We start from the raw sequence: 22,701 nt of genomic DNA on the forward strand, positions 1-22,701 counted from the left end.
AGATTATTTGAATCCATTGAAAAACTAGAAGCACTGTTACATAAACTGTTAAATGAAGGAGGACTAATTATGAAATGGAACCGAAAAATAAAAAATAAAGGTAACTTAGTTAATGCAGTTTAGATGTCGAACAGCTTAGTCCTAAATCAATACTAGCTACCAAGTTAGTGTTGCCAAAGGTGGACTCTGGTTTATCATAAATTACCTCGACTACATAGGAATCACATTTCGGAACCAGTCTAACGAAAGCAAATCAGCTCGGTATTGACTTTAGTTTTGAGAGAAAATTCAGTACCCGAAAGTTTAATGATTCCTTTCTTTAACTGTTTGCTACTAATTGCTTGAATCGTGTAGACCAGGAGGTTTCGCCCTTTGGTCTTATCTTTGTATTTCGGCAGTTTGGGGCGACCCGTGAATTTAGAAGGTTCAGTTTTGTAATTCTTAATGGCCTCAAAGAAGGATTTCCAATTTTTGTCTAGCACCATCAATATTTGCTGACTAACCTTGGCAGGTAAAGCCTTGTATGCTTCGTGAGACTTCATCAAACGGTTCATTTCGTAGTAATTGACATAGCCCCATCCATAAAGAAAGCTCTGACGAATGACGTAATTACCGGCATTGTAGAGATTCTTAGATTTAAAGGCTAGTTCGTCTATTTGGGCGAAACGGTGTTCCGTCGATTTAATGATGTGCCTCTCTGTTAGTTGCATTTGAGACTTCCGTTCTTTAGGCTCTGTGTATTCCTTGTTCAACACTCACAACAATATAATACCATTATTGTTTATAATTGCTTATAAACTCAATGAAGTTTGACAATACCAAAGAGAGGTGTTCTCTCCACCGTCCGTGCAGGACATCCAACTCCAGCCGAGCAGTTTAGGGGCGTTCAGTTGTATTGTTCTGGTTAAGATTAATGTGTTGTAGGGTACAGTCGATCGTCCTCTGCATCTTCCATCGTCGTTTTCCACAAGTTTAAAAAAGTTGTCCTGCTCATGGATCGATTAAAAAATGGAAAGTTTTATCCCTGAAAACTCTGAAGACAGTCAGGGCCAGGTTTCCCAGCCAGACTTATACAAAGAGCTGCAAGGAACCACAGAATTACTGCTGACGATCGCCAACTCGATGCCGGTACCCATGATCGTCAGCAGTCTGGCTGACGGCACAATTCTTTATAGCAACGATTTATGCCGTCAGGCTTTCGGGTTGACAGCATTCAAGTCGATCGACGGCGAAAAAGCCGACCTGCTCTACCACAACCCCGCAGACCGCGAGGAAATGCTGTTGCGACTCGCCTGCAACGGACACGTCCGCGAGACAGAAGTCCGCCTTAAAAAAGCTGACGGCACGCTGTTTTGGGCAAGTGTATCGATGCGGTATTTGACATTGCTGTCAGGAAAAGCTGTTCTGTCGGTGTTCTGCGACATTACCGATCGCAAGCGAGCCGCCGCGCAAGAGCAGGAATTGCTCACGTCAATCCACTTGCGGGCCCGCCAGCAAGCGGCCGTCGCTTACTTGGGGCAGCAGGCCCTGGCTGAAACAGATTTGTCCGCACTGATGGACAAAGCTGCGGTTTTAATTGCTCAAACCCTGGACGTTGATTATTGTCAGTTGTTAGAACTGTTGCCCTCTGGCCATGCTTTTATGCTGCGAGCGGGGGTTGGCTGGCAGCCGGGCCTCGTCGGTAGCGCTACTGTTAGCGCTTCTGCTCGATCGCAAGCAGGTTACACATTGCTTGTGGGCGAACCGACGATCGTCGAAGATTTGCGCGTGGAAACGCGCTTTAGCGGGTTGCCGCTGCTGCACAACCACGGGGCTGTCAGCGGCGTCACTGTCATCATTCCCGGCAATCGGGGACTGGGGAGTAACTGGGGACAAGCAGAACCAGCCAACAGTTCCTCCTCGCCGGCCTGGGGCATTTTGGGGGTTCATACCAACCAAAGGCGAGTTTTTAGTCAAGATGACGTTTATTTTGTAGAAGCGATCGCCAACGTATTAGCTGCGGCGATCGAGCGCATTCTATCGCAAGAGCGTTTGCAAATGATGGAACGGGCGATCGAAAGTTGCAGCAACGGCATTGCAATCACCGACGCGACTGTTGCAGATAATCCGATTATTTATGTCAATCCGAGTTTTGAGCGGATCACCGGTTATAGCAGAGACGAGTTAATTGGGAAAAATTGCCGATTTTTGCAGGGCAGCGACACGGACACCGCCGCAGCCAAAGAATTGCGAACTGCGATTGAAGAAGGCAGAGAATCTCAAGTTATCCTGCGGAACTTTAGGAAAGACGGCACGCCTTTTTGGCACGAACTGTCGATCGCTCCGGTTTACAACTCGCGGCGACACTTAACCCACTTTATTGGAGTGCAAACAGACATTACCGACCGCCAGCGCTCGGAAGAAGAATTATTTTTAAATTCTCAAGCTTTAGCAGCTTTTAGCGCTAATCTCAAACACTTGCACCGGATTACAACTTATCATTATCAAAACTTTGAAGAGCTGGTAGACGATTATCTAACAGCCGGCTGTTTGATGTTTGGATTTTCTATGGGCATCATGGCTGAAGTTGAGGGGGAAACTTTTATTGTGCGGGCAGCGAAAACAGATTTAGGATACTTCGTCCCCGGCTTAGAATTGAACCTCAGCGATACTTACTGCGCTGCGGTGATTCAACTAAAAAAAACAGTTGCGTATGCTCATATAGGAGCAAATGAGGAGATGCGCGAACATCCAGCTTATCAAATATGTAAGTCGGAATCTTACATCGGAACGCCGATATTTATTAACAATAGAACTTACGGGACTTTGAGTTTTTGTTCGCGAGAAATCAAGAAAAAAGATTTTGAGTACCAGGAAATAGAAATCATAGAATTGATGGCTCAAAGCATCGGTAAAATTCTGGCTGCTCACCAAATGGAAGTCGAACGCCAGCAAGTGGAAAAAGAGCGCTGCGATTTGATAGTATCTCTCCAAGAAAGTGAAGAACGCTATCGCCGTTTAGTAGAACTATCTCCCGAAGCGATCGCCGTTCACAGTCAAGGGAAAATCGCCTACATCAATGCAGCAGGCGCTAAACTCCTCGGTGCCAGTTCTCCCGAGGCGCTAATCGGCTTTGCGGTATTGCATTTAGTCCATCCAAACTATGTGGAAATAGCCAGAGAGCGCATTCGGCTAGTCGAGGAAGAAAATAAGCCTCTCGACCTTGCCGAACAAAAACTGATGCGGCTCGACGGACAAATAATAGACGTTGAAGTTGCCGGCATCCCCGCTACTTATCAAGGCTCGAGGGCAGCCCAGATTATTATCCGAGATGTCACCGAGCGCAAGCGAGTAGAACGGCAACTGCTGCACGGCGCTTTTCACGATGCGCTGACAGGTTTGCCCAACCGCGTTTTGTTCCTCGACAGGCTAGGACAAGCTATCCGCCGATCCAATCAGTCCCCCGATTACAAATTTGGTTTACTTTTCCTAGATTTAGACCGCTTCAAAGTAGTTAATGATTCTTTAGGGCACGTTTTAGGAGACAAACTCCTAGTCGCCCTCGCGGATCGGCTGCAAAGCTGCGTGCGGACTTCTGATACCGTGGCCAGGCTGGGGGGAGACGAATTCACCATCCTGCTAGACCACATTCAGAGCCTCAGCGACGCCACCCTAGCAGCTAAAAAGATACAAAAAGAACTGACAAGACCGTTTAATATCGAAGGGCACGAAGTATTTACTACTGCTAGCATTGGCATTGTTTTCAGTCGAGGCGAAGCCACCGACAGTGGCGAATCGAATCTGTACACTCACCCGGAAGAATTTCTACGCGATGCTGACATCGCTATGTACCGCGCTAAAGCTTTGGGCAAGGCCCGCCACGAGGTGTTTAATTTGGCGATGCACGACCAAACTATGTCGCTGTTGCAGTTAGAAACTGACCTACGGTTGGCTATTTTGGGCAAGGAGGAATTAGGTGAGAGCAAGGATCAATGTTCGCACTTTATTGTCCACTACCAACCTATTGTTTCGATCGCCAACGGTGCGATCGAAGGTTTTGAGGCTTTGGTGCGCTGGCAGCACCCGGTTCGGGGTCTAGTTCCGCCGTCTACTTTTATCCCTGTAGCTGAAGAAACAGGTTTGATCGTGCCTCTGGGAGCCTGGGTGTTGCGGGAAGCTTGTCGGCAATTGCGCCTTTGGCAAGAAATGTTAACGGAGTCCGAGGGAAGAAGTCCGATGTCCGTCGGAATAAGCAAGAAGGAAGAAGGAAGAGGTTCGAGGGCAAACGGCCATCTACGGGATTTAACTGATTTAACGGATACAGGGAATGAGGAAAACGGAAGAAGGAACAGGGAAGAAAGAATCGGTAAAAAATTACCAATTCCCAGTTCCCAATTCCCGCTTACCGATTTCCACTCCCCTGTTAGTAATTCCCACTTACCACTTACCAATACTTCGGCTACTCTCAGTAAAAGTTCTCAGTTACAAATTCCCAATTTTCAATTACCAAGAATTGATGCTTCGCAATTAACAATGAGCGTCAATCTTTCTCCTAAACAGTTAGGTATGCCGAATTTAATCGAGCAAATCGATGAAATTTTAGCAGAAACTGGCTGCGCTCCGAGCTGTTTAAAATTGGAGATTACTGAAAGCGCGCTCGTGGACAATGTGAAGAAAGCCAATATTGTGCTCGCCCAATTAAAAAATAGAAATATTCGATTGTCGATAGACGATTTTGGTACTGGTTATTCGTCTTTGAGTTACTTGCACCGCTTTCCGCTGGATACGCTGAAGATCGATCGATCTTTTGTGAGTCGCTTGGGGGCTGTCGAAAACGGTGACGGCGGGGGTCAGCCTTTGCAGATTGTGCGGGCGATCGTGACTTTGGCTCACAATTTGGGATTGAATGCGATCGCCGAAGGTGTGGAGACAGCCGAACAGTTAGCACAGCTTCGAGAACTAGACTGTGAATTAGCTCAGGGATATTGGTTTTCTAAACCTTTGGATAGGGATGCTATCACTGAAATGCTTACAAAAATCGATTGATTTTTGACACTCCCCGGTCTAAAGACGCGGGGATTCTTAAGGACAAACTTTGGGGGATGAATCCCGCCAAAGTTTAATTCTTAAAGGGTTAGTCAGCAACCCACTACTCACTCGCTCAATAATTGAGTCTGTGGCTACTTTTGATTTTCGGATGATGTTTCCTGCACCGTTAATATCTGCATTGATTAACAATCCAGTGCTAGAACGGTACAAACCTCGTTTAATTCTTTTACCCGATGGCTGCCAATTGTCGGGTTTTTCACCAACTTTGACTGGCAGTGAATCTCGATCTAAGAAACTGGCTTTTGAGGAATACGATTCATCTTGCTCTACAAATCGCCAGCCTCTTAAATCGCATTCTTGCTGCAACCTCTCCTTAACTTTAGCTGTGGGAATTTGAACGAAGTTTTGATTGGTTTTGCCTCCCATATTAACTTCTTGCTTCTGACCTTTATTCCAGCCAAAGGCTATGACATTAATTTGGTGATTCTCGCAATAATTAATGATGGTTCTGACTGCCTTGTTGACAGCATCTCTCATCCTTCTGGCGCGAGTCTCTGACAACTGTTGCAGTCTTTTGGATGAAAAGCCTTTAGGTAGCTTGCATTGAGCGTGTATGGATTGTAGTCGTGCTTTTTGTTTATTAAACCATTGGTTCCAAGACTTCAACTTGTGACCATCAATGATCAAAGGTTGGCTATTGCTAGAAACACAAGTTAACCAGTTATTGATGCCGTGATCGATACCTAAAATCCCTGTTACTTCCAAGTTGCAACTAGGGGCTTGTCCGGTCAGAGATTCGTGGACATATTCGACCCATACCTCACCGTTTCTAGGAATTAACCTGAGTTCTTTGATCTGACCATCTTTGATACGTTCAGGTAGCGGAACCCAGAGAGCGTCTGTCCCAAAGTGTTTTTTCCCTTTGGTTCCCAGAGGTAGCCTCACTCGATTGCCGACGATTTTTAAGGCTTGTCCCGGATAGGAGACTTGATACATACTGCCTTTAGCTCTATATTTGGGCAGTCTCGGTTTTTGATTGAGTTGCCCCTTGTTAGCTAGCTTTTCTAAGGCTCGGAAAGAGCTAAAAGATTCAGCGACAGACTTTAATGATTGTTGCGCGACTTGCGAGTAAAGGAGTCCGTAATTCTCGTTGGGTTTGGCAATCTTGTACAGGTCGAGATATTTGACTGCACCTTTGTCTTTGAAGTACCGTTGCCGACTTTCGTAAGTCCCGACATTAAACAGATTATTTGACCATCTCAGTAGTTGCTCGACAATGAATTTGTCAAGTCCCGTTAAATGCCAAACATCTTTTTGCACTGCATACATTTGGTTCTACCTCCCTTGATTTATTTTACCGTGTTTGGTAATTTAGAAGTTGGTAGGCAGGATAAATCCTGCAACGCCCTTTCATCCCTGGACTAAAGTCGCAGGGTTTTCAGGGTATTTCTTATAAAAATTTTACTCATCGATCTTTGACTCGCGGATCGATTAACTCCTCTGGAATGCGGTTAAGTTCAATATACTTGTTAATTTCTGCTTGGCAATCTAGATAGTAGCTCAAGGCATCAAATACTTGCGCTAGGGTGAGGTGTGGCAAACGATGAGGAATCTCTTCTGGCGAAACTCCAATGCGCCACATCTCCACGATCGCCCGCACCGGAGTTCGAGTACCCTTGATAATCGGTTCACCACTCAGAATTTCATCATTCCTGACAATGTGACAGTGTTCTGTTGACTGAAGCATATTAGTTTGATTTCTCTATTTTGGAGAATCCATAAATATTTTAGCTCAATTAGTTCGCGATCGCACGCTTCTACCTCAAAAACCCGGTTTCTGGCGATCGTCCTCAACCTAAAATGACGCAATTACGTTAATAAACCGGGTTTTTGCGTCCCTGTTTGGCCGATGCCCCATGCCCCATGCCCCATTAACAATTAGCTTTGAGTGGAATCTCGATCGCGAATTCTGCACCCTGTCCCCGCGAAGAAGTGCATTTCAGCGAGCCTTTGTGTCTGTCGGTAACAATTTGATAGCTAATTGACAAGCCCATCCCAGTGCCTTTTCCCACAGGTTTAGTGGTAAAAAATGGGTCAAAAAGTCGATTGCAGACAGTCTCTGTCATTCCCAGGCCGTTGTCAGAAATCCGAATGAGCACTCGATCGGGTTTTGGGATTTCAGTTTTGATGGAAATGATACTAGGATTTTCCCGCAGTTGATCTGCCGAAAGCTGCGATCCTCTCTCTTCCAAAGCATCTAAAGCATTGCTCAAGATATTCATAAATACTTGATTTAACTGTCCGGCATAACATTCTACCAAAGGCAAATTGCCGTATTCTTTAATCACCTCAATTTCTGGATAATTGTGTTTGGCTTTGAGCCGGTGCTGCAAAATCATCAGGGTGCTATCAATTCCTTCGTGAATGTTGACTGCTTTCATTTCTGCTTCGTCCATGCGGGAGAAGGTTCGCAGAGATGCCACGATTAGCTGAATTCTGTCTGCACCGACTTTCATCGAGGAAAGCAGTTTCGGCAAGTCATCCATCAGAAAGTCGAGTTCAATAGCTTCTAGTTCCTCTTGAATTTCCGGGACTGGCTCCGGATAGTGGTTTTGGTAAAGTTCGATTAGGTGTAGCAAGTCTTGAGTATAGTCGTTGGCGTGGGTCAGATTGCCGTAAATAAAGTTAACTGGGTTGTTGATTTCGTGGGCGACTCCTGCCACAAGTTGACCGAGAGATGACATTTTTTCATTTTGAATTAACTGCGATTGAGCGCTGGTTAATTGCTGCAAGGTTTGCTCTAATTCGAGAGCTTTATTGCGAGTTTGGGCGTAAAGATCGGCTTGGTTGAGGGCGATCGCCAATTGAACTGTAATCGCTTGCAACAATTCTACTTCGCTGTCGCTCCAATGCCGCACAGAACCGCAGGAGCAGCAGCTAACTGCACTTATTATCCCGGAAAGTGCCTGCATGGGGATGATTAATACAGATTGGTAGCCCATTGATCGAACGATTTGTTTCCAGACAGGATCTGCGACTGTTTCGACATCATCCACCCGCAGCATCTCCATCTGCAAGATTTTTTCTCCCAGAGTACCGAAGTCGGAAGGTGGATAGCTACCTGTTAAATCTGGAAGTTCCCGAAGGCGAGATTCTTTAATAATTTCCCAGAAAGGCTCCTCCCCGTCCTCGCGATACCAGGCAAAATTGCAACGGTCGATCTGCAAGAAAGCGCGAATTTCCTTAACTGCGACTGTAACGATGCTGTCGAAGTCGAGGGAATTGCGGATTTGAGCGGTGAGACTGTTGAGCAATTTTTCTCGATCGGCCTGCTGTCTGAGTCGGGCTTCCGATTGCCTCAACGCAATTTCTCCCCGCTTGCGCTCAGTAATGTCTTCGGTAATTGCTAATAAATATTGGGGATTGCCTTCTCGATCGAGAATTGCGGTTTTCTTGGTATGAAATATGCGAGTATCGCCTTCTCTTGTTTGAATCTCTTCTTCGGGAATGTCTATAATTTGCCTGCTGGCGAGCGCTTCCCGGTCTTTGGCGGTGACAAAGTCGGCTTGTTCTCGGGGCAAAAAGTCGGAGTCCTTTTTGCCCATAACTTCTGCTGAACTGTAACCGAGTACCTGTTCTGCGACTGGGTTCCACAGTACAAATCGCAACTCTTCTGCTTCTTTGCAAAATACTCCTACGGGTATGGTTTTGAGCACTGATTCCATAAAATCTTGCGTCTGTTGCAGTTCTGCTTCTGTCTGTTTGCGGTCGCTAATATCTCGGACGTTGGCAATGACGCTGAGATTGCCGTTGAGATGAATTCTGGACAAGGCAATTTCTGCATCAAAAGTTGAACCGTCCTTGGGACGCCTCGCTTTCCATTCCAGGCGACCTGTTTCGCCGGCTAATACTCTTTCCCAAAGTTCTCCCATTTGTTCAATGGGATTGTCGGCGCTTGAATAGTCGTTTTTAAGTGATAATTTTCTTGCTTGTTCCTGGCTCACTCCGTACATTTCTAACATTCGATTATTCACATCGAGAATGTTGCCTTCTAAATCCTGAATGAAGATAGCATCGTAGACATTGTTAAATATGGTTCGCAGGTTTTGCTCGGAAACTTGCAGCGCTGCTTCTGCAAGTTTTCGATCGCCAATTTCTTGTTCTAACTGGGCAACTGCTTGGGACAGTTCGGCCGTGCGATCGCTCACTCTGTCTTCTAACTCGGCTGCTGCTTGCTGCAGCGATGCTTCGGCGGCTTTGCGATCGGTAACGTCGATCACCGTGCCGAACAATTTTATCACTTGGCCACTGGCATCGGTTTCAGCGCGGCCCACGGCGTTGAGGTGCCGCAGCGTGCCGTCGGGACGGTAAAGGCGGAAGTCAAAATCAAAAGGGATGCCCGCGTCGAGTCCCCGCTGTACTTGAGTCTGCCACAATTCCAAATCTTCTGGATGGATCAGAGCGATTTGTTCGGCTAGGTTGGGCGGGCTTTCGGTCGGTTCGATCCCGAAGATGCGGAAAAGTTCTTCCGACCAAGTGAGGGTTTTGGTGGCTGCGTCGAGTTCCCAATTGCCAACGTGGGCGAGTCTCTGGGCTTCTTGTAGCTGCCGCTGGCTGTTGCCGATGGCGGTTTCGGCAACTTTGCGATCGGTAATGTCGAACAATACGCCACAAAATACGATTTCGCCGTTCTGGCTGCGGGTGGGGCTGGAGTCGCCCTGCCACCAGCGAATCTCACCGTCGGGCTTGACTAACCGCCCTTCGTAGTGCCACAGGGAGAGGTTTTCTACGGCTTCGGAGACGGAGGCGATGTAGCTTTCCAAGTCTTCGGGGTGGACGCGGCAAATGAATGTATTGATGTCTCGCATCATTTCTGCTGCTGTGACGCCGCTGATATCTTCGATGCGCTCGCTCATGTAGTCAATGCGCCAAACTCCCTCACGGTTGCAAAACTGGAACAAAGCTCCCGGCATGCTGGCTGCGATCGTCCGGAACCTGGTTTCGCTGGCCGTGAGGGCGGCAAAAGTCTGGCGCAGTTCTGCTGTGCGTGCTTCTACTCTGCGCTCTAGTTCTGCGTTGGCGTGTTGTAAGGCTGCTTCTGCTCGTTTGCGATCGGTAATGTCGGTGGCTGTACCGGTGGTGCCGAGGACGTTTCCTGTTTCGTCGTACAGGGCGATCGCGTTGAACATCAAATGTTTCATGCTGCCGTCTTTGGCGATTTGGGTGCTTTCGTACTGGAAAATTGATTCTCCTGCAAACAAGCGAGCGAAAACTTCTAAATCTTTCTGGCTTTGTTCTGGTGTCGCAAAGTCGGAGAAGGGCCGACCGATCATTTCTTCTGGTTGGTAACCGTAGATGTACTTAACTGCTGGGTTGACGAAGGTGTAGCGCCCGATCGCATCGACCGACCAAATCATGTCTTGGGAGGTTTCTACCAGGCTGCGGTATTTGGTTTCGCTAGCTTTGAGGGCTTCTTCTGCTGCTTTGCGTTCCGTAATATCGCGGGAGACGCCGACTGTCATTGCAACTTGGCCGTCTGCGCTGCGGATGGGTGCTTTGACTGTGCTGAACAGTCGCACTTGTGAGTCGTGCCGCGTCGCCGGTTCTTCGGAAATTTGCAGAGTTTGTCCGGTTTCAAATACGAAGGCGTCATCTGTAATGTACTGGAGAGTATTGTCGGGATTAGCGAAAGGTGCGTCTACGATGTCTTGAAGTTCCTCTTGAGTCATGCCGTAATAGTTGCGGAATGCTTGATTTGCCCAGACGATTTTCGATTGGGGGCCTTTGACTAATACCATATCGGCGATCGAATCGAGAATTTGCTGATATTTTTGTTCGCTGTCGCGGAGTTTCTGCTGCGCGGATTCGATTTCTGCTATTTGCCTCTGGGTTTGCAAGTGCAGTTCGGCTTGGTAGATGGCAACTGCTAAATGGTCGCCTACTTGTCTGGCCAATTCGATTTCGTCTTCTTGCCAATCGCGGGGTTTGCCACACTGGTGAATGCACAGCAATCCCCACAGGTTTTGCCCTTGCACCAGCGGTACGACTAAGTTAGCTCGGATTTGAAATCGCTTGAGGATTTTGAGGTGACAAGAGCTCAATCGGGCTTTGTAGATGTCGCTGACTGCTTGAACGTAACCTTCGGTGTAGTTGGCTGCCAATTGTTCTCCGAACCAGTAGTCGAGAATTCTTGCTCCCAAACATGGGCTGTATAGGGGAAGTACGTCTTCGGAAACTACTTCGCCCTCGTTCCATTCGGATTCGGGAAGAAAGCGGTATATCGCGACTCGATCGGCATTTAGGAGTTGCCGGAGTTCCGTGGCTGTAATTTTGAATATTGTTTCTAAGTCTAGGGATTCGCGAATTTTGCCAATCACTCCTATGAGCGCTTGCAGCTTTTTGAACCAGGTTTGAGACTGCGTTTCTTTTTCTAGGTGAGCTAGCTTCTGGCGCAGGTTGGTTAGTTCTTGATACAGGTATTGATTAAACATAATGCTCTTTCGTTCGTTATTTTGCGGTTTGGTATCGAGGTTGAGGGCATCTCAATAGCGCTCTGCAAGTTGAGCCTGCTAAATCAAAAGGGCAGAGGACTATTTCTCCTGCTTCTGCTAGCACTTACCAGCTACTCACGCTACATTTCCGTAGTTTTTATGAATTGGGAGGCGGAGCCAGCATCTTAATTCGGTAGATTTACTGCGAAAGCGGCGGTGATTTCCTACGGCATAAATTGTCAATGATTGAGAATTAGACTAACCAAACTTACGCATCAACCCGGGTTTAAGGTAATTAAGTCAGCGCACCTCCGGAAGTGGAAACGAGAAACTCGGTTTCAGGGCGCGAATACACGGAGCGTCCTGACTAATTTTGACATTTTTTGCGGTCGCCTGCGGCTGCATTTGTCACCCTTTTATTATTACCGAAAACTTGATAAGAGTTTCTTTTTGGTAGCGATCGAATATCCGGTTGGTAACACCACTATTAATTTTTTTTATTTACCCGAGAGCCTTTTCTAGAGTTTCCAGTAATTCTTGACTTCTCTGTCCTACCTTCTATTTTATACAGCCTTTGGATAACTATGATTTTTTAGATCGTTTTCCTTACATTCTAATTGCTTTATGCTAGCGTTTTTTTTTTAACTTATTAAAATCCACGGAACCAGAGGTGATATCCGTAAAAAAAAATGCAACTGTAGCCCCGTACTCCAAACCCATACACAAACACTCAGTTCCAATCTCAAATCTCAAATCTCAAATCTCAAATGGTATGAGTTTTACGTTAAAGAGTTAAAGTAGTTGCAGGCTCGGGTTAAATTGGCTCAACTCAAGGGGGACTCCTTACCCTTCCCCAAGGCAGGCGCGTTCGGGATAGCTTCGCTTCATAAATACTTTTCGCCCGATTTTCGCATTTCCTGAGAAAGTGTAATAATTTTTAGATGATACTAACGGTCACGCTATCATATTTTTGACTAAAACCAAGGTATTTCAAGCTTGATTAATAGAAAGGGCAATTACCTGCCTTAAAGTTGGGGTCAAGTAATAATAAATGTGGACTGTTAATAGCTCCATTATTGTCTCAAAAATTTTTAAATATAGAGTTGATATAATCTAGAGTATCTGCCTATAAACATTCGGTTATTTGGTCAAATCCTTCTAGTAGTTCCTCCGTCAATTTTACCGAGGTTTCAGGATAATTATTAATACACTTGAAAGGATTGCGGATTTCGCGAGCGACTCCAGCAGTTAAAGCTCCGAGAGATTGGTAATTGAAGTTTGGGCGGATTAGATATTCGTGTTTGAGTCGGGCAAGTGTTTTTACTGTAGGATATTTGGCTTTGAGCAGTTTTAAAATAATAGAACTCTTTTGGTTTAACTTTTCTCCTTGATAGAGGACAGTTTTGAAACCTTCGTGCAAAGTATCTGAGATTTGGTATTCACCAAAAATCTGCATAGATGGTTCCTATAAATTAAATTGGTTAAATATAGATGCCAGAGCAAGTTGGGTAGCTCGATTATAATAAATTTTGTTTTTAGTAATACTATTTTTAACAAAAAATGCAACTGTAGGCAAGCTCAAAACCCTTGTATAATTACTCATTCCCAATTACTTAATTATTTAATTATTTAATCTAAAATGATCTAATGAGGAAGAGTCCTCATTAACCCAAAATCTGAGGAATTCAGTCCTCACTACAAGCTGATATCAATTCCGGTTGCACTCCTCGAGATGATATAGCGATCCTAAATCATTTGTGAATTTCTTACTCCCGGACCGCGAGTTCGGGGAGGGCTGGGGTGGGGTAAAAAATTTACGACTCCTGCAAGGATTGCTATAGTTGGCTGTTGACTGTTGACTCTCTGTCGAAAAACAGCAACTGTGGACACCGCACCGTGCCGTTTCCCTACCCCAAAATAATCATGAGATCCCGCACCAGATGTAACTATCGCCCGATTAATTTTCGGGAAACACCACGGCGCCGTGTCCTGACTGTGGGTAATATTGATTTCGATGCCACCGGATTTGATATGATAGCGGTTATTTTGCAGGAGAGGATGTATTTTCTACTTATCAATTGGGAGCATCGTTTTTGGTAATTCTTTCTACAAGTAAGGGCGAAGAATTATCGTGCATTTTTTTAACTTTAATCAACGGTTTATTGCCGGAATGCTTCGCGCGATGCTCGGGAATATTAACTTTTTTTAAGGAGGAAGTAGCAGAGACTGCATTGACGGCCCAAAGGGAGAAACTAGAAGGCATTCGGGAGAAAGCTTTTTGACCGGGTTCTAAGGCTGCAACGAAGTTTTTTCGTAAAAAAAAACCGTTCAGGAGTATCTGAAAAAAAACGGATACAAGCTTAACGAGCAGTTTTCAGTATCGCCCTCGCTTCCTCAATATTTTGGGCAACCAATTTACCCGACTCGATAAAGGCTGCTCTTTCGGTATCGCTGAGTTCGAGTTCGACTACTTGTTCGACTCCCTGATATCCCAAGCGGCAGGGAACTCCTAAAAAGATATCTTGCACGCCGTATTCGCCGTGCAAATAAACGCAGCAAGGCAAGAGTCGCGACTGATTTAATAAAATAGATTCTACCATCAAACAGACAGAAGATGCGGGTGCAAAATAAGCACTACCAGTCTTCATTAATTCTACAATTTCTGCGCCGCCGTGGCGAGTCCGCTGTACGATTCGATCGATCGCCCCAGCATCCATAAGTTGACCGATGGGAATACCGTTGACAGTGGAATAGCGGGGCAAAGGAACCATTAAATCGCCGTGAGAACCGATGACTGTTGCAGAGACTTCAGCAATTGAAACGCCCAATTCCATTGCAATAAAAGTTTGAAAGCGGGCGGAGTCGAGAATTCCCCCCATACCTATGACTCGGTGTTTTGGCAAATCAGCAGCTTCCCAGGCTAAATAAGTCATAATATCTAGGGGATTTGTGACTGCGATTAAGATTGCTTCTGGAGAATGCTCGATCGCCTGTTTTGTGGCTTCTGTAACAATTCGAGCATTGATTTTAATTAAATCTTCCCGATTGATACCGGGTTTGCGCGGGACTCCAGCGGCAATTACTATGATATTTGAGTTAGCCGTATCTGTATAATCATTTGTACCGACAATTTGGCGATCGTGGCGTTCCACTCCCCTTGCTTCCATCAAATCCAAAGCAACGCCCTGCGGCCAACCCTCCACAATATCTAGCAATACTACATCTGCCAGATTTTTCTCGGCAATTCGCTGGGCTAAGGTGCTACCGACTTTGCCTGCACCAATAATTGATACGCGGGTTGATGGAGAATTCATTCGATTTTGGATTTTAGATTTTAGGTTTTAGCAATGAGCTTAATTGGGGGAAGGTGCGCGGTGCGCACCCTAGGCTAGATTAAGAACAGTGATGTTTAGTTTTGGTGAGTTACTTAAAATCTTCGAGTTGGTCTACCCGCAGCCAAATATTGGGGGTGGGAACTTTGCCAAATTTGACGAAGGCATAGTCGCCGCGAACATCCATCACTTCGCCCTTTGTTTCAAATATATACGAGGAAAAGCGCTGGTCGCTGGCTTTGGCTTCTAGACTGTTTTCCAATTTTTCGCGTACAGCGCGAACTATACTGCCTTTCTTGATTGCCATAACTTGCTTTGTTTAGTTTATCGGAAAGTTGGGTTTAAAACCCCGTTCTTCTAGAACGGCTTTAATTTCTTAAATCTATTCCAAAAAATCAGGGAATTGCTGGTTTTTTGTAGTATACTGCAAAAGTCAAGGTTAAACTCCTGTGCCGTCGTGAAACAGTTAAGACACACTTTTAGGCACAAACTGGGGACACAGAGCGGCGAAAACTCTTAAAACAGCTAGGGGATTAATACATCCTTGTTACCAGAAAACAAAGAACTTTTTCATTTGTTAGGTAGGGTAGGGCATACCCGAACTCTAGGTTCAGTATCCTAGTACGCTTTTGGAGACAGACCCTCTGGGGTGTTGTGAGTTAGGCTCGTCAATTGGTAGTATTTTCTACGGTTGAAAAGTTTAAGAATTGCCGCAAGGACATGGCGCTTAAAGGTTAGTCGATTAATTAAGAATCCCCACGCCTTTAGGCTGGAGAGTGTCAAAAAACTATAGAAATTTTAATGCCGATTTGTCTTTAATAGCAAATTAGCGTAACAAACCCGCGATTAGACTCGGGGGTTGAAACCGCTGTGCAAGTCAAACTCTCGTCTGCGGATCGACTCAGCTTCGCCGAACGTCCTTTAAATCCGTTACAAAATCGGCTGCCGAACTTGTTATTGCTGACACGCGGGGCAAAAATGAGTCGATCGCCCTGCTAATTTTATACGTTCGATGGTTGCGGAGCAAGTGCGGCAGGGTTGACCGGCGCGATTGTACACCCAAGCGACGCCGCCATAGTTGCCGTTGACACCTTGGACGTTGAGAAAATTGCTAAAAGTGGTGCCACCGGATTCGATCGCCTTCTGTAAAACTTGAATAATAGCTGTATGGATGCGCCCAATTTGCTCTGCGGTCAAATCCGCGCACAGAGTTGTGGGCATCACTCCCGACAAAAACAAAGTTTCGTCTGCGTAAATATTGCCCAAACCAGCTATAAGTGACTGGTCTAGCAAAGCTGTTTTAATGGGTCGCGCCCGCCGGTGCAGCTTGCGGGTCAAATATTCTGTTGTAAACTCGTCGGAAAACGGTTCGGGCCCTAAAAGTTTCAGACCGATGACTGTGCCCGAAACCTCGGTTTCTGCGGGCACGTACCACATTTGCCCGAAGGTGCGCTGGTCTACAAACCGCAATTCTTGGTTTCCCTCAAAGAATAGCCGCACTCGCGCGTGTTTTTGCAGGGGTTCGGATCGGTTCACCCACAGCAGTTGTCCCGTCATCCGCAGGTGAACGCCCAACCAACCGGCTTTTGAAGGCAAAAGGGAGGGGTAGAAAGAAGGCGTTCGGGAAGAGTTTGGAGTTTGGGCAAGAAATTCTCCCACTCTCCCCCTGTCCCCCTGTCCCCCTGTCCCCCTCTCCCTTTCTCCTTCTGGGAATTGAGATAGTTCTGCCAGGAGGTATTTGCCGCGTCTGTACCAGCGGGCGATCGACTTTCCTTTGATTTGTGTCAAAAAATCGGTCGCAGAGATGGAGGGGGCGATCGTGCTGTTTAACAGCACGTCCCCGCCCACAATTTCTCGATCGAGGGTTGCTTGATTCAAACCCCGGCAAATAGTTTCAACTTCTGGCAGTTCTGGCACAATTAGCGTTGTTCTGTTCCTTGATTTGGCGAACCTTCGACGCTGCCGGGCACTTCGGCACCGGGCTTGCTGTCGGTCGAAGTTTTCGGCTGCTGGGGGGCTCCTCCGCTGCCGGTTTTCCGGGTTTTCTCGTCTACCGTGGTTTGTTTGCCGCCGGAAGCTACTGCTGTCGCTGTTTTCGCTTTTGCTTTGGGTGCTGACACTTCCACTAATTCGCTTTGGGCGAAGTTGTTGGTGTTGACGCCTGCATAATTTACGCTGTTAAAGCGAACGATAACTGGGTATTTAATGCCGCTTTGGTCTACCGTAGCAACGGTGCCCACTTCTTGATACCAGTAGGATTCTTTGCGGAGAATCCGGACTGTAGAACCGCGTTGAACCATGAGCTTTTTTTCCTTTGCGATGAATAAACGGATCAAGCCATTTTTTTTACTCTAGTCGATCGCGCGGCGCATTTAAAGTCTGCAACTGATTTTTTACCTCCCGCGCCGTTTTTTGTCTGCTGTTTGTAAAGAAAAGTAAATACTTTGGTAAGGCGATCGCTACTGTTGCAAAATAAATAAACTCACATTATCCGTCAAATAAAAGCAATGCGAGCGAGTTGAAAACAAACTTTACAAATAGTTGTGAATTGCTACAGTTAAATGTTCTGCGAAATTCTGATAAGTAATGACTGGACTTCACGCAACAGTAATACTCGCGATCAGTGCTGACGGTAAAATTGCAGATGCAGTACGATCGCCCGCGAGATTCGGTTCTGCCAAGGACAAAGCCCACCTCGAACAGCAAGTAGCAGCAAGTGACGCGGTTTTGTTCGGCAACGGCACTTTACAGGCTTATGGGACGACGATGAGAGTGATTTCGCCGGAATTGGTCAAACAGAGGGAACTGCAAGGGAAGCCCCCACAACCGGTGCAAATTGTCTGTTCGCGATCGTCGCAATTTGACCCAAACTTGCGATTTTTCCAGCAACCGGTGCCTCGGTGGCTGCTGACGGGGCAAGACAGTAGGGAAACGGCAATGCCGTCCCCCTACCCGACAAAAGACAGTAAGTTCGATCGCACATCTGGCACCATTCTCAAGAACGGGCAAGATGCCCCTTCCACAAGAGATGAATTTTCTTGTGGCACAGGCATCTTGCCTGTTCATAAAAGGCTTATTGAGAATGGTGCCACATCTCAATTCGATCGAATTATCTATGCGAAAACCGCAGGTGGAGAGATTGATTGGATTGATGCGTTTCAACAGCTAGCAAGCTTCGGTATCAAACGTTTGGCGATTCTTGGCGGGGGAAAACTGGTAGCGTCTGTGCTGGCTGCAGGCTTGGTAGATGAACTTTGGCTGACGGTGTGCCCGTTAATTTTGGGCGGCGCCGATGCACCGACGCCTGTTGAGGGAAAGGGTTTTTTGGCGGATTTAGCTCCGAAATTGGAACTTTTGGCGGTTAAACAGGTGGGACAAGAGGTATTTTTGCATTATCGTGTTGATCGATTTAACTGGTTGTAACTGGTTCCCCGGCTCTGCCTGGGAACCCATGTAAGCGAGGCTCTGCCTCGCAAGCGCAAGGAAAATCGAGGCAGAGCCTCTGGATCTGCGTTACCAGGAAGAGCCTGGTAACAAGTGTGGAACAGGGGAAATTATATTAAGTTAAATGAAGTTCGATCGCTCTACGCTGAAATCTCCCTATGCTGAAACAGCCAAAACCTGAATATTCTGTAGCCTGGATTAGCAAAATAGGCGAAATCCCGCAAGCGTCGTGGGATGCCTTGGCGATGCCACTAAAAACGCCATTTCTAGAATGGGATTGGCTTAACAATCTCGAAGTCTCGGGCAGTGCCACAGGTAAAACCGGTTGGCTGCCGCATCACTTAACTGTGTGGCGAGACAAACAGTTGATTGCTGGCGCGCCACTTTATGTCAAAAGCCACAGCTACGGCGAATTTGTGTTCGACAATCAGTGGGCCGATTTAGCTCAACGTTTGGGCGTTAAATATTATCCGAAATTGATGGGAATGACGCCGTTTACTCCGGCTGAAGGCTATCGGTTTTTGATTGCCGAGGGGGAAGATGAAGACGAGTTAACGGCAGTAATGGTAAGCGCGATCGACCATTTTTGCGATCGCCACAATATCTCCGGCTGCAATTTCCTTTATGTCGATCCCGAATGGCGCGAAAGAATGGAACGCCACGGTTTCAGCAGTTGGCTGCACCACAGCTATATTTGGCAAAATCAAGGCTATCAAAATTTTGACAATTATTTAGGCGCATTTAATGCCAACCAGCGCCGTAATATCAAACGCGAACGCAAAGCAGTTGACCAAGCTGGTTTGTTGGTAAAAACGCTGACGGGCGATGAAATTCCCCAAGCCATGTTTGCTCAAATGTATGCTTTTTATGAGAATACTTGTGACAAATTTGGTTGGTGGGGAAGCAAGTATCTGACTAAGCGATTTTTTGAACAGTTGCACCACAATTATCGCGATCGAGTTTTATTTGTAGCCGCCTACGACAAGGAAGATGAGAGACACCCGGTGGGAATGTCTTTTTGTTTGTATAAGGGCGATCGGCTGTACGGGCGTTATTGGGGAAGTTTGCAGGAAATCGACTGCTTGCACTTCGATGCTTGTTACTATACACCGATCGAATGGGCGATCGATCGGGGCATCCAAAGCTTCGATCCCGGTGCCGGCGGGCGGCACAAAAAACGGCGCGGCTTTCCAGCTACGCCAAATTATAGTTTGCACCGATTTTATAACAATCGTCTGGCGCAAATTCTCAAGTCTTATATCGGTCAAATCAACGAAAGAGAACAGGAAGAAATTGATGCTGTAAACGAGGATTTACCTTTTACTAAGTTACCTCCGTTGTTACTCGGCGATTGAAATTGCTTAAGAGTCAAACTTTCGTCTCAGTTATATCCGATCGCACTCGCAGGCAATTTCATCATCCAATCCGGTTGATTTTACCCGTTACCCGAAATCAAGACACGGCGCCGTGCCGTTTCCCTAAAATTAGGGGGATGGTTACATCCAAGCGAGGGCGAGGGCGGGCGAGTCCTCGCCCGTGCTACGACGTTTTTGGTATCGATATTTTCGCGTAGGGAAACGGCACGGTGCGGTGTCCTCAATAGCCCTGTTGTCGATGGTTAATATCAAATCCGTTAGCATCGGAATTATTCATCTCTCTGTTTTCTTCCTCTGCGTTCTCTGCGTTTTCGGCGGTTTAATCATTCCAATGCAACCGGAATTGATATAATTCGGATATTGAAATCGCGTCTACAAAAACAAAGTCCGCCTGGGCGGACTAAGACATAATTCAGATTAGGTATTAGTTATTGGTTATTGGTTAGTGAGAGCAGCTAACTAATAACTAATAACTAATAACTAATGACTAATGACTAATGACTAATTCAAAATTACCTTGCCATCTTCCTGAATTTCCAACGATTTTGTATCAGCGCCCAACTCAGTTGTCGCGCCGAAACTGACTTGCAACATTCCCGGCATCGCGGTTGCTTGGGGGCGAACCAGCAGCAATCCGCCGTCTGGGCGCTGATAAGTGAGGGTGATTGGCACTTGGATGCTTTTGAGGACAATTTCCGATTGTTCGCCCAGAGTGCGCGGCGGGGTGACGCCTACGATTTGATAATTGATGACAGCATTGGTAGTATTCACCAGTTTAATTACTATCATGCCTTCGCTAGGCGTAACTCGCGCACTGGGCATGGGGAAGCGGGCAGGCGCGTCTGTGGGTGTAGAGGGCATCCCGCTGGGGCTGGGACTCGCAGCCGGAGTCGGTTGGCTGAAGGGATCTTCAAATTGTGGGGGAGTGGCTGCGGGTTGGGAAACGGGTTTTCCTTGTTGGGGCGGGGGGCCGCCCGCCTGGGAAAGTGTTGCGAGACTAACGAGTAAACCTCCGCAGGTGGCTGCTAGCAAGCTGATTTTTTTAAACGGTAGATTGTGGCGAAACATAAATAACTCCTCACAAGTTCGATCGAGGTTTTCCAACAACGTTTATGTTAATCTATGGCGGAAATGAATTTTAATAGCTGGGTTTGGGCGCGAGGTAGGAAGAATAAGGGTTTGAGGGGTAGATTTTTTTTAAACCGCAGAGGGCGCAGAGGGCGCAGAGTCCGAGGGGAAGAGAGGATTTTTAGAGGTGAGATGCTTCTGATTTGTGGGCGGGGAGGGTGACGGTAACGGCGGTACCTCGATCGACTTGGCTGTCAATGCGGATTTGGCCGCGGTGATTTTCGACAATTGCTTTGGCGATGGCTAATCCTAAACCGGAACCAGCGGCGCTGCGGTGGGTGCGGGCGGGATCTGCGCGGTAGAATCGATCGAACAAATGTGGGAGGGCTTCTGCGGAAATCCCGATGCCGGTGTCTGTTACTTTTATTTGCAGGGCTGGATTTAACATCGGCGAATTTCTTTTGTTTTTAGCTGCAAGTTGCAATTCTACTTCTATTTCGCCCCCCGATGGCGTGTACTGCACGGCGTTGCTAAGGAGATTGGTAAAAAGTCGGGCTAGTTGATCCCAGTCTCCCAACAGTGTAAAGTTGTCCTCAGCGTTGGGCAGATCGACAATTTCCAAAGAAAGAGAGAGATTTTGGGTAGTGGCGATCGCCTGTTGTTCTTCAATTACCTCCATCAGCAAAGCATCGAGGGGAACATCAATCCACTGCTGCTGCACGATGCCGCTATCTTGTCTGGCTAAAAACAGCAAATCGTCAACCAAGCGCCCCAAACGGCGGGTAAGGCGTTCGATAACTTGTAGCTGTTGATGTTGCTGCGGTTCGATATCCGGTTCCGCCAAAGCTACTTGGACGTTAGTTTGAATAGTGGCGATCGGATTTCTGAGTTCGTGAGAAGCATCAGCGGTAAACTGTTTGAGACGCCCGTAAGACTCCCGCACAGGTGCGATCGCCAAACCCGACAGCAGCCAGCCAATAGCTGCAACGCAAATTAGAGTTAAACCCGCGCCCAAAATCAAATCGAGAATTAATTGGCGGATGGGTTTTGTCACTTCAAACCAAGGATGGCTGACTCGCAAATATCCCAGAACTTGGCGGCCGATTTGTACTCGCTGCGTTACTTGTCTGAGGGAATAGTTTTGAGTTGTCCGAATGCTAATTGGTTTGGTAGAAACGCGATTTGTATTTTGTGCAATAGACTTTTCACTACCTAAATTTAGATTTTCCTGCCAACCTGCATTCAAACCGCCATCAAAATCTCTTCTTTCTCCCCTCTGCGCCCTCTGCGCCTCTGCGGTTAAATCCCTCTTCCCTCTATCCATTAAATCGGTGACATCCCGTACATTGCCCGTTGCCAAACTTTCTTCTGCCTGATTTGTGCCCTCAAACTGCAACTTATTATTAATTATCCAAACTGTTTCGCCGGTGCGGTTAGCGTGAATGGGAATATTCAGCGGTTCCGATAAAGTAGACCACAGCAATTCGCCCGTAGGACTGAACCATTCTAAATCAATGTGGTCGTCTTCTACTGCATCGGTGCTATCTCGAAAACTGGCTTGAATATTAACTTGCAACTTATTTTTATCTTTGGTAGTAGGGAAACTTAGGGGTTCGATAACGAGAGTTCGCTCTATTACTTCGACAACATGATTGAGGGTGTCATCAATGCGATCGATCAAAGTATGGCGGACGTAGAAATAGAAACCAGTGGCGAATACAAGTAACAATACAGCAGTAACGGCTGTGTACCAAATAGCGAGGCGGCGGCGGGTAGCTTGGAACATATTGCGAAAGAAGTTCGGCAACGGATTTTGTAATGGATTCAATAGATTTAACTCCTATGTTGCACCATTCTCAATTAGCCTTTTCTGAACAGGCAAGATGCCTGTTCCACAAGACAATCTATCCTTTGTGGAACAGGCATCTTGCCTGTTACTGACAATGGTGCAACATCTCAGTT

At 46.6% G+C, this 22,701-nt stretch carries 13 protein-coding genes and 1 pseudogene; 3 read left to right on the forward strand and 11 right to left on the reverse strand.

All coding sequences use genetic code 11. The annotated features are described in order from the left end of the window. Positions 1–136: 136 nt before the first annotated feature. A pseudogene (locus ACUVJL_RS14465) lies at positions 137–710 on the reverse strand (RNA-guided endonuclease TnpB family protein); the annotation flags it as partial. Positions 711–1,008: 298 nt separating this feature from the next. Between ACUVJL_RS14465 and ACUVJL_RS14470 the strand changes: the two are divergent. Further along, a complete protein-coding gene (locus ACUVJL_RS14470; RefSeq protein WP_445246478.1) occupies positions 1,009–5,025 on the forward strand; it encodes an EAL domain-containing protein in 4,017 nt (1,338 codons plus the stop codon). Positions 5,026–5,061: 36 nt separating this feature from the next. On the opposite strand, the gene ACUVJL_RS14475 is transcribed toward ACUVJL_RS14470, so the two are convergent. The 8 genes from ACUVJL_RS14475 to ACUVJL_RS14510 all read right to left on the reverse strand — a co-directional run bounded on the left by ACUVJL_RS14475 (position 5,062) and on the right by ACUVJL_RS14510 (position 17,151). Continuing rightward, on the reverse strand, positions 5,062–6,357 hold the full coding sequence (locus tag ACUVJL_RS14475) for an RNA-guided endonuclease InsQ/TnpB family protein (RefSeq protein ID WP_445246479.1): 1,296 nt from the start codon (positions 6,355–6,357) through the stop codon (positions 5,062–5,064). A 136-nt stretch (positions 6,358–6,493) separates the two neighbouring features. After that, the gene (locus ACUVJL_RS14480) at positions 6,494–6,775 is read right to left on the reverse strand and encodes a DUF433 domain-containing protein (RefSeq protein WP_445246480.1); all 282 of its coding nucleotides are present in this window, start codon (positions 6,773–6,775) and stop codon (positions 6,494–6,496) included. Between the two features lie 184 nt (positions 6,776–6,959). Next, positions 6,960–11,519 carry a PAS domain S-box protein gene (locus ACUVJL_RS14485; protein ID WP_445246481.1) on the reverse strand — a complete coding sequence of 1,520 codons (4,560 nt, stop codon included), beginning with the start codon at positions 11,517–11,519 and terminating at the stop codon, positions 6,960–6,962. 1,126 nt (positions 11,520–12,645) lie between these two features. Beyond that, the gene (locus ACUVJL_RS14490; protein ID WP_445246482.1) at positions 12,646–12,975 is read right to left on the reverse strand and encodes a hypothetical protein; all 330 of its coding nucleotides are present in this window, start codon (positions 12,973–12,975) and stop codon (positions 12,646–12,648) included. 904 nt (positions 12,976–13,879) lie between these two features. Beyond that, positions 13,880–14,833 (reverse strand): malate dehydrogenase, encoded by a 954-nt coding sequence (mdh, locus tag ACUVJL_RS14495; protein WP_445246483.1) that lies wholly within the window; start codon positions 14,831–14,833, stop codon positions 13,880–13,882. Positions 14,834–14,942: 109 nt separating this feature from the next. Next, on the reverse strand, positions 14,943–15,158 hold the full coding sequence (locus ACUVJL_RS14500) for an NAD(P)H-quinone oxidoreductase subunit O (RefSeq protein ID WP_015178120.1): 216 nt from the start codon (positions 15,156–15,158) through the stop codon (positions 14,943–14,945). A gap of 647 nt (positions 15,159–15,805) precedes the next feature. Beyond that, on the reverse strand, positions 15,806–16,768 hold the full coding sequence (locus tag ACUVJL_RS14505; RefSeq protein WP_445246484.1) for a DNA-formamidopyrimidine glycosylase: 963 nt from the start codon (positions 16,766–16,768) through the stop codon (positions 15,806–15,808). Between the two features lie 2 nt (positions 16,769–16,770). After that, the gene (locus ACUVJL_RS14510) at positions 16,771–17,151 is read right to left on the reverse strand and encodes a photosystem I reaction center subunit IV (protein WP_445246485.1); all 381 of its coding nucleotides are present in this window, start codon (positions 17,149–17,151) and stop codon (positions 16,771–16,773) included. Positions 17,152–17,437: 286 nt separating this feature from the next. On the opposite strand from ACUVJL_RS14510, the gene ACUVJL_RS14515 reads away from it, so the two are divergent. Together ACUVJL_RS14515 and ACUVJL_RS14520 are read left to right on the forward strand one after the other, a co-directional pair. Continuing rightward, positions 17,438–18,274 (forward strand): RibD family protein, encoded by an 837-nt coding sequence (locus tag ACUVJL_RS14515; protein WP_445246486.1) that lies wholly within the window; start codon positions 17,438–17,440, stop codon positions 18,272–18,274. A 179-nt stretch (positions 18,275–18,453) separates the two neighbouring features. Further along, entirely contained in the window at positions 18,454–19,650 is a 1,197-nt protein-coding gene (locus ACUVJL_RS14520) for a GNAT family N-acetyltransferase (RefSeq protein ID WP_445246487.1), read from the forward strand. Between the two features lie 522 nt (positions 19,651–20,172). Here ACUVJL_RS14520 and ACUVJL_RS14525 read toward each other — a convergent pair. Together ACUVJL_RS14525 and ACUVJL_RS14530 are read right to left on the reverse strand one after the other, a co-directional pair. Then, positions 20,173–20,739, reverse strand: a complete 567-nt coding sequence (locus tag ACUVJL_RS14525) for a hypothetical protein (RefSeq protein ID WP_445246488.1) — start codon at positions 20,737–20,739, stop codon at positions 20,173–20,175. Between the two features lie 181 nt (positions 20,740–20,920). Continuing rightward, a complete protein-coding gene (locus ACUVJL_RS14530; RefSeq protein WP_445246504.1) occupies positions 20,921–22,525 on the reverse strand; it encodes a sensor histidine kinase in 1,605 nt (534 codons plus the stop codon). Positions 22,526–22,701: the final 176 nt, after the last annotated feature.

Origin of the sequence: Microcoleus sp. OTE_8_concoct_300, from assembly GCF_031383065.1 — a bacterium.
Classification (GTDB): domain Bacteria; phylum Cyanobacteriota; class Cyanobacteriia; order Cyanobacteriales; family Microcoleaceae; genus Microcoleus.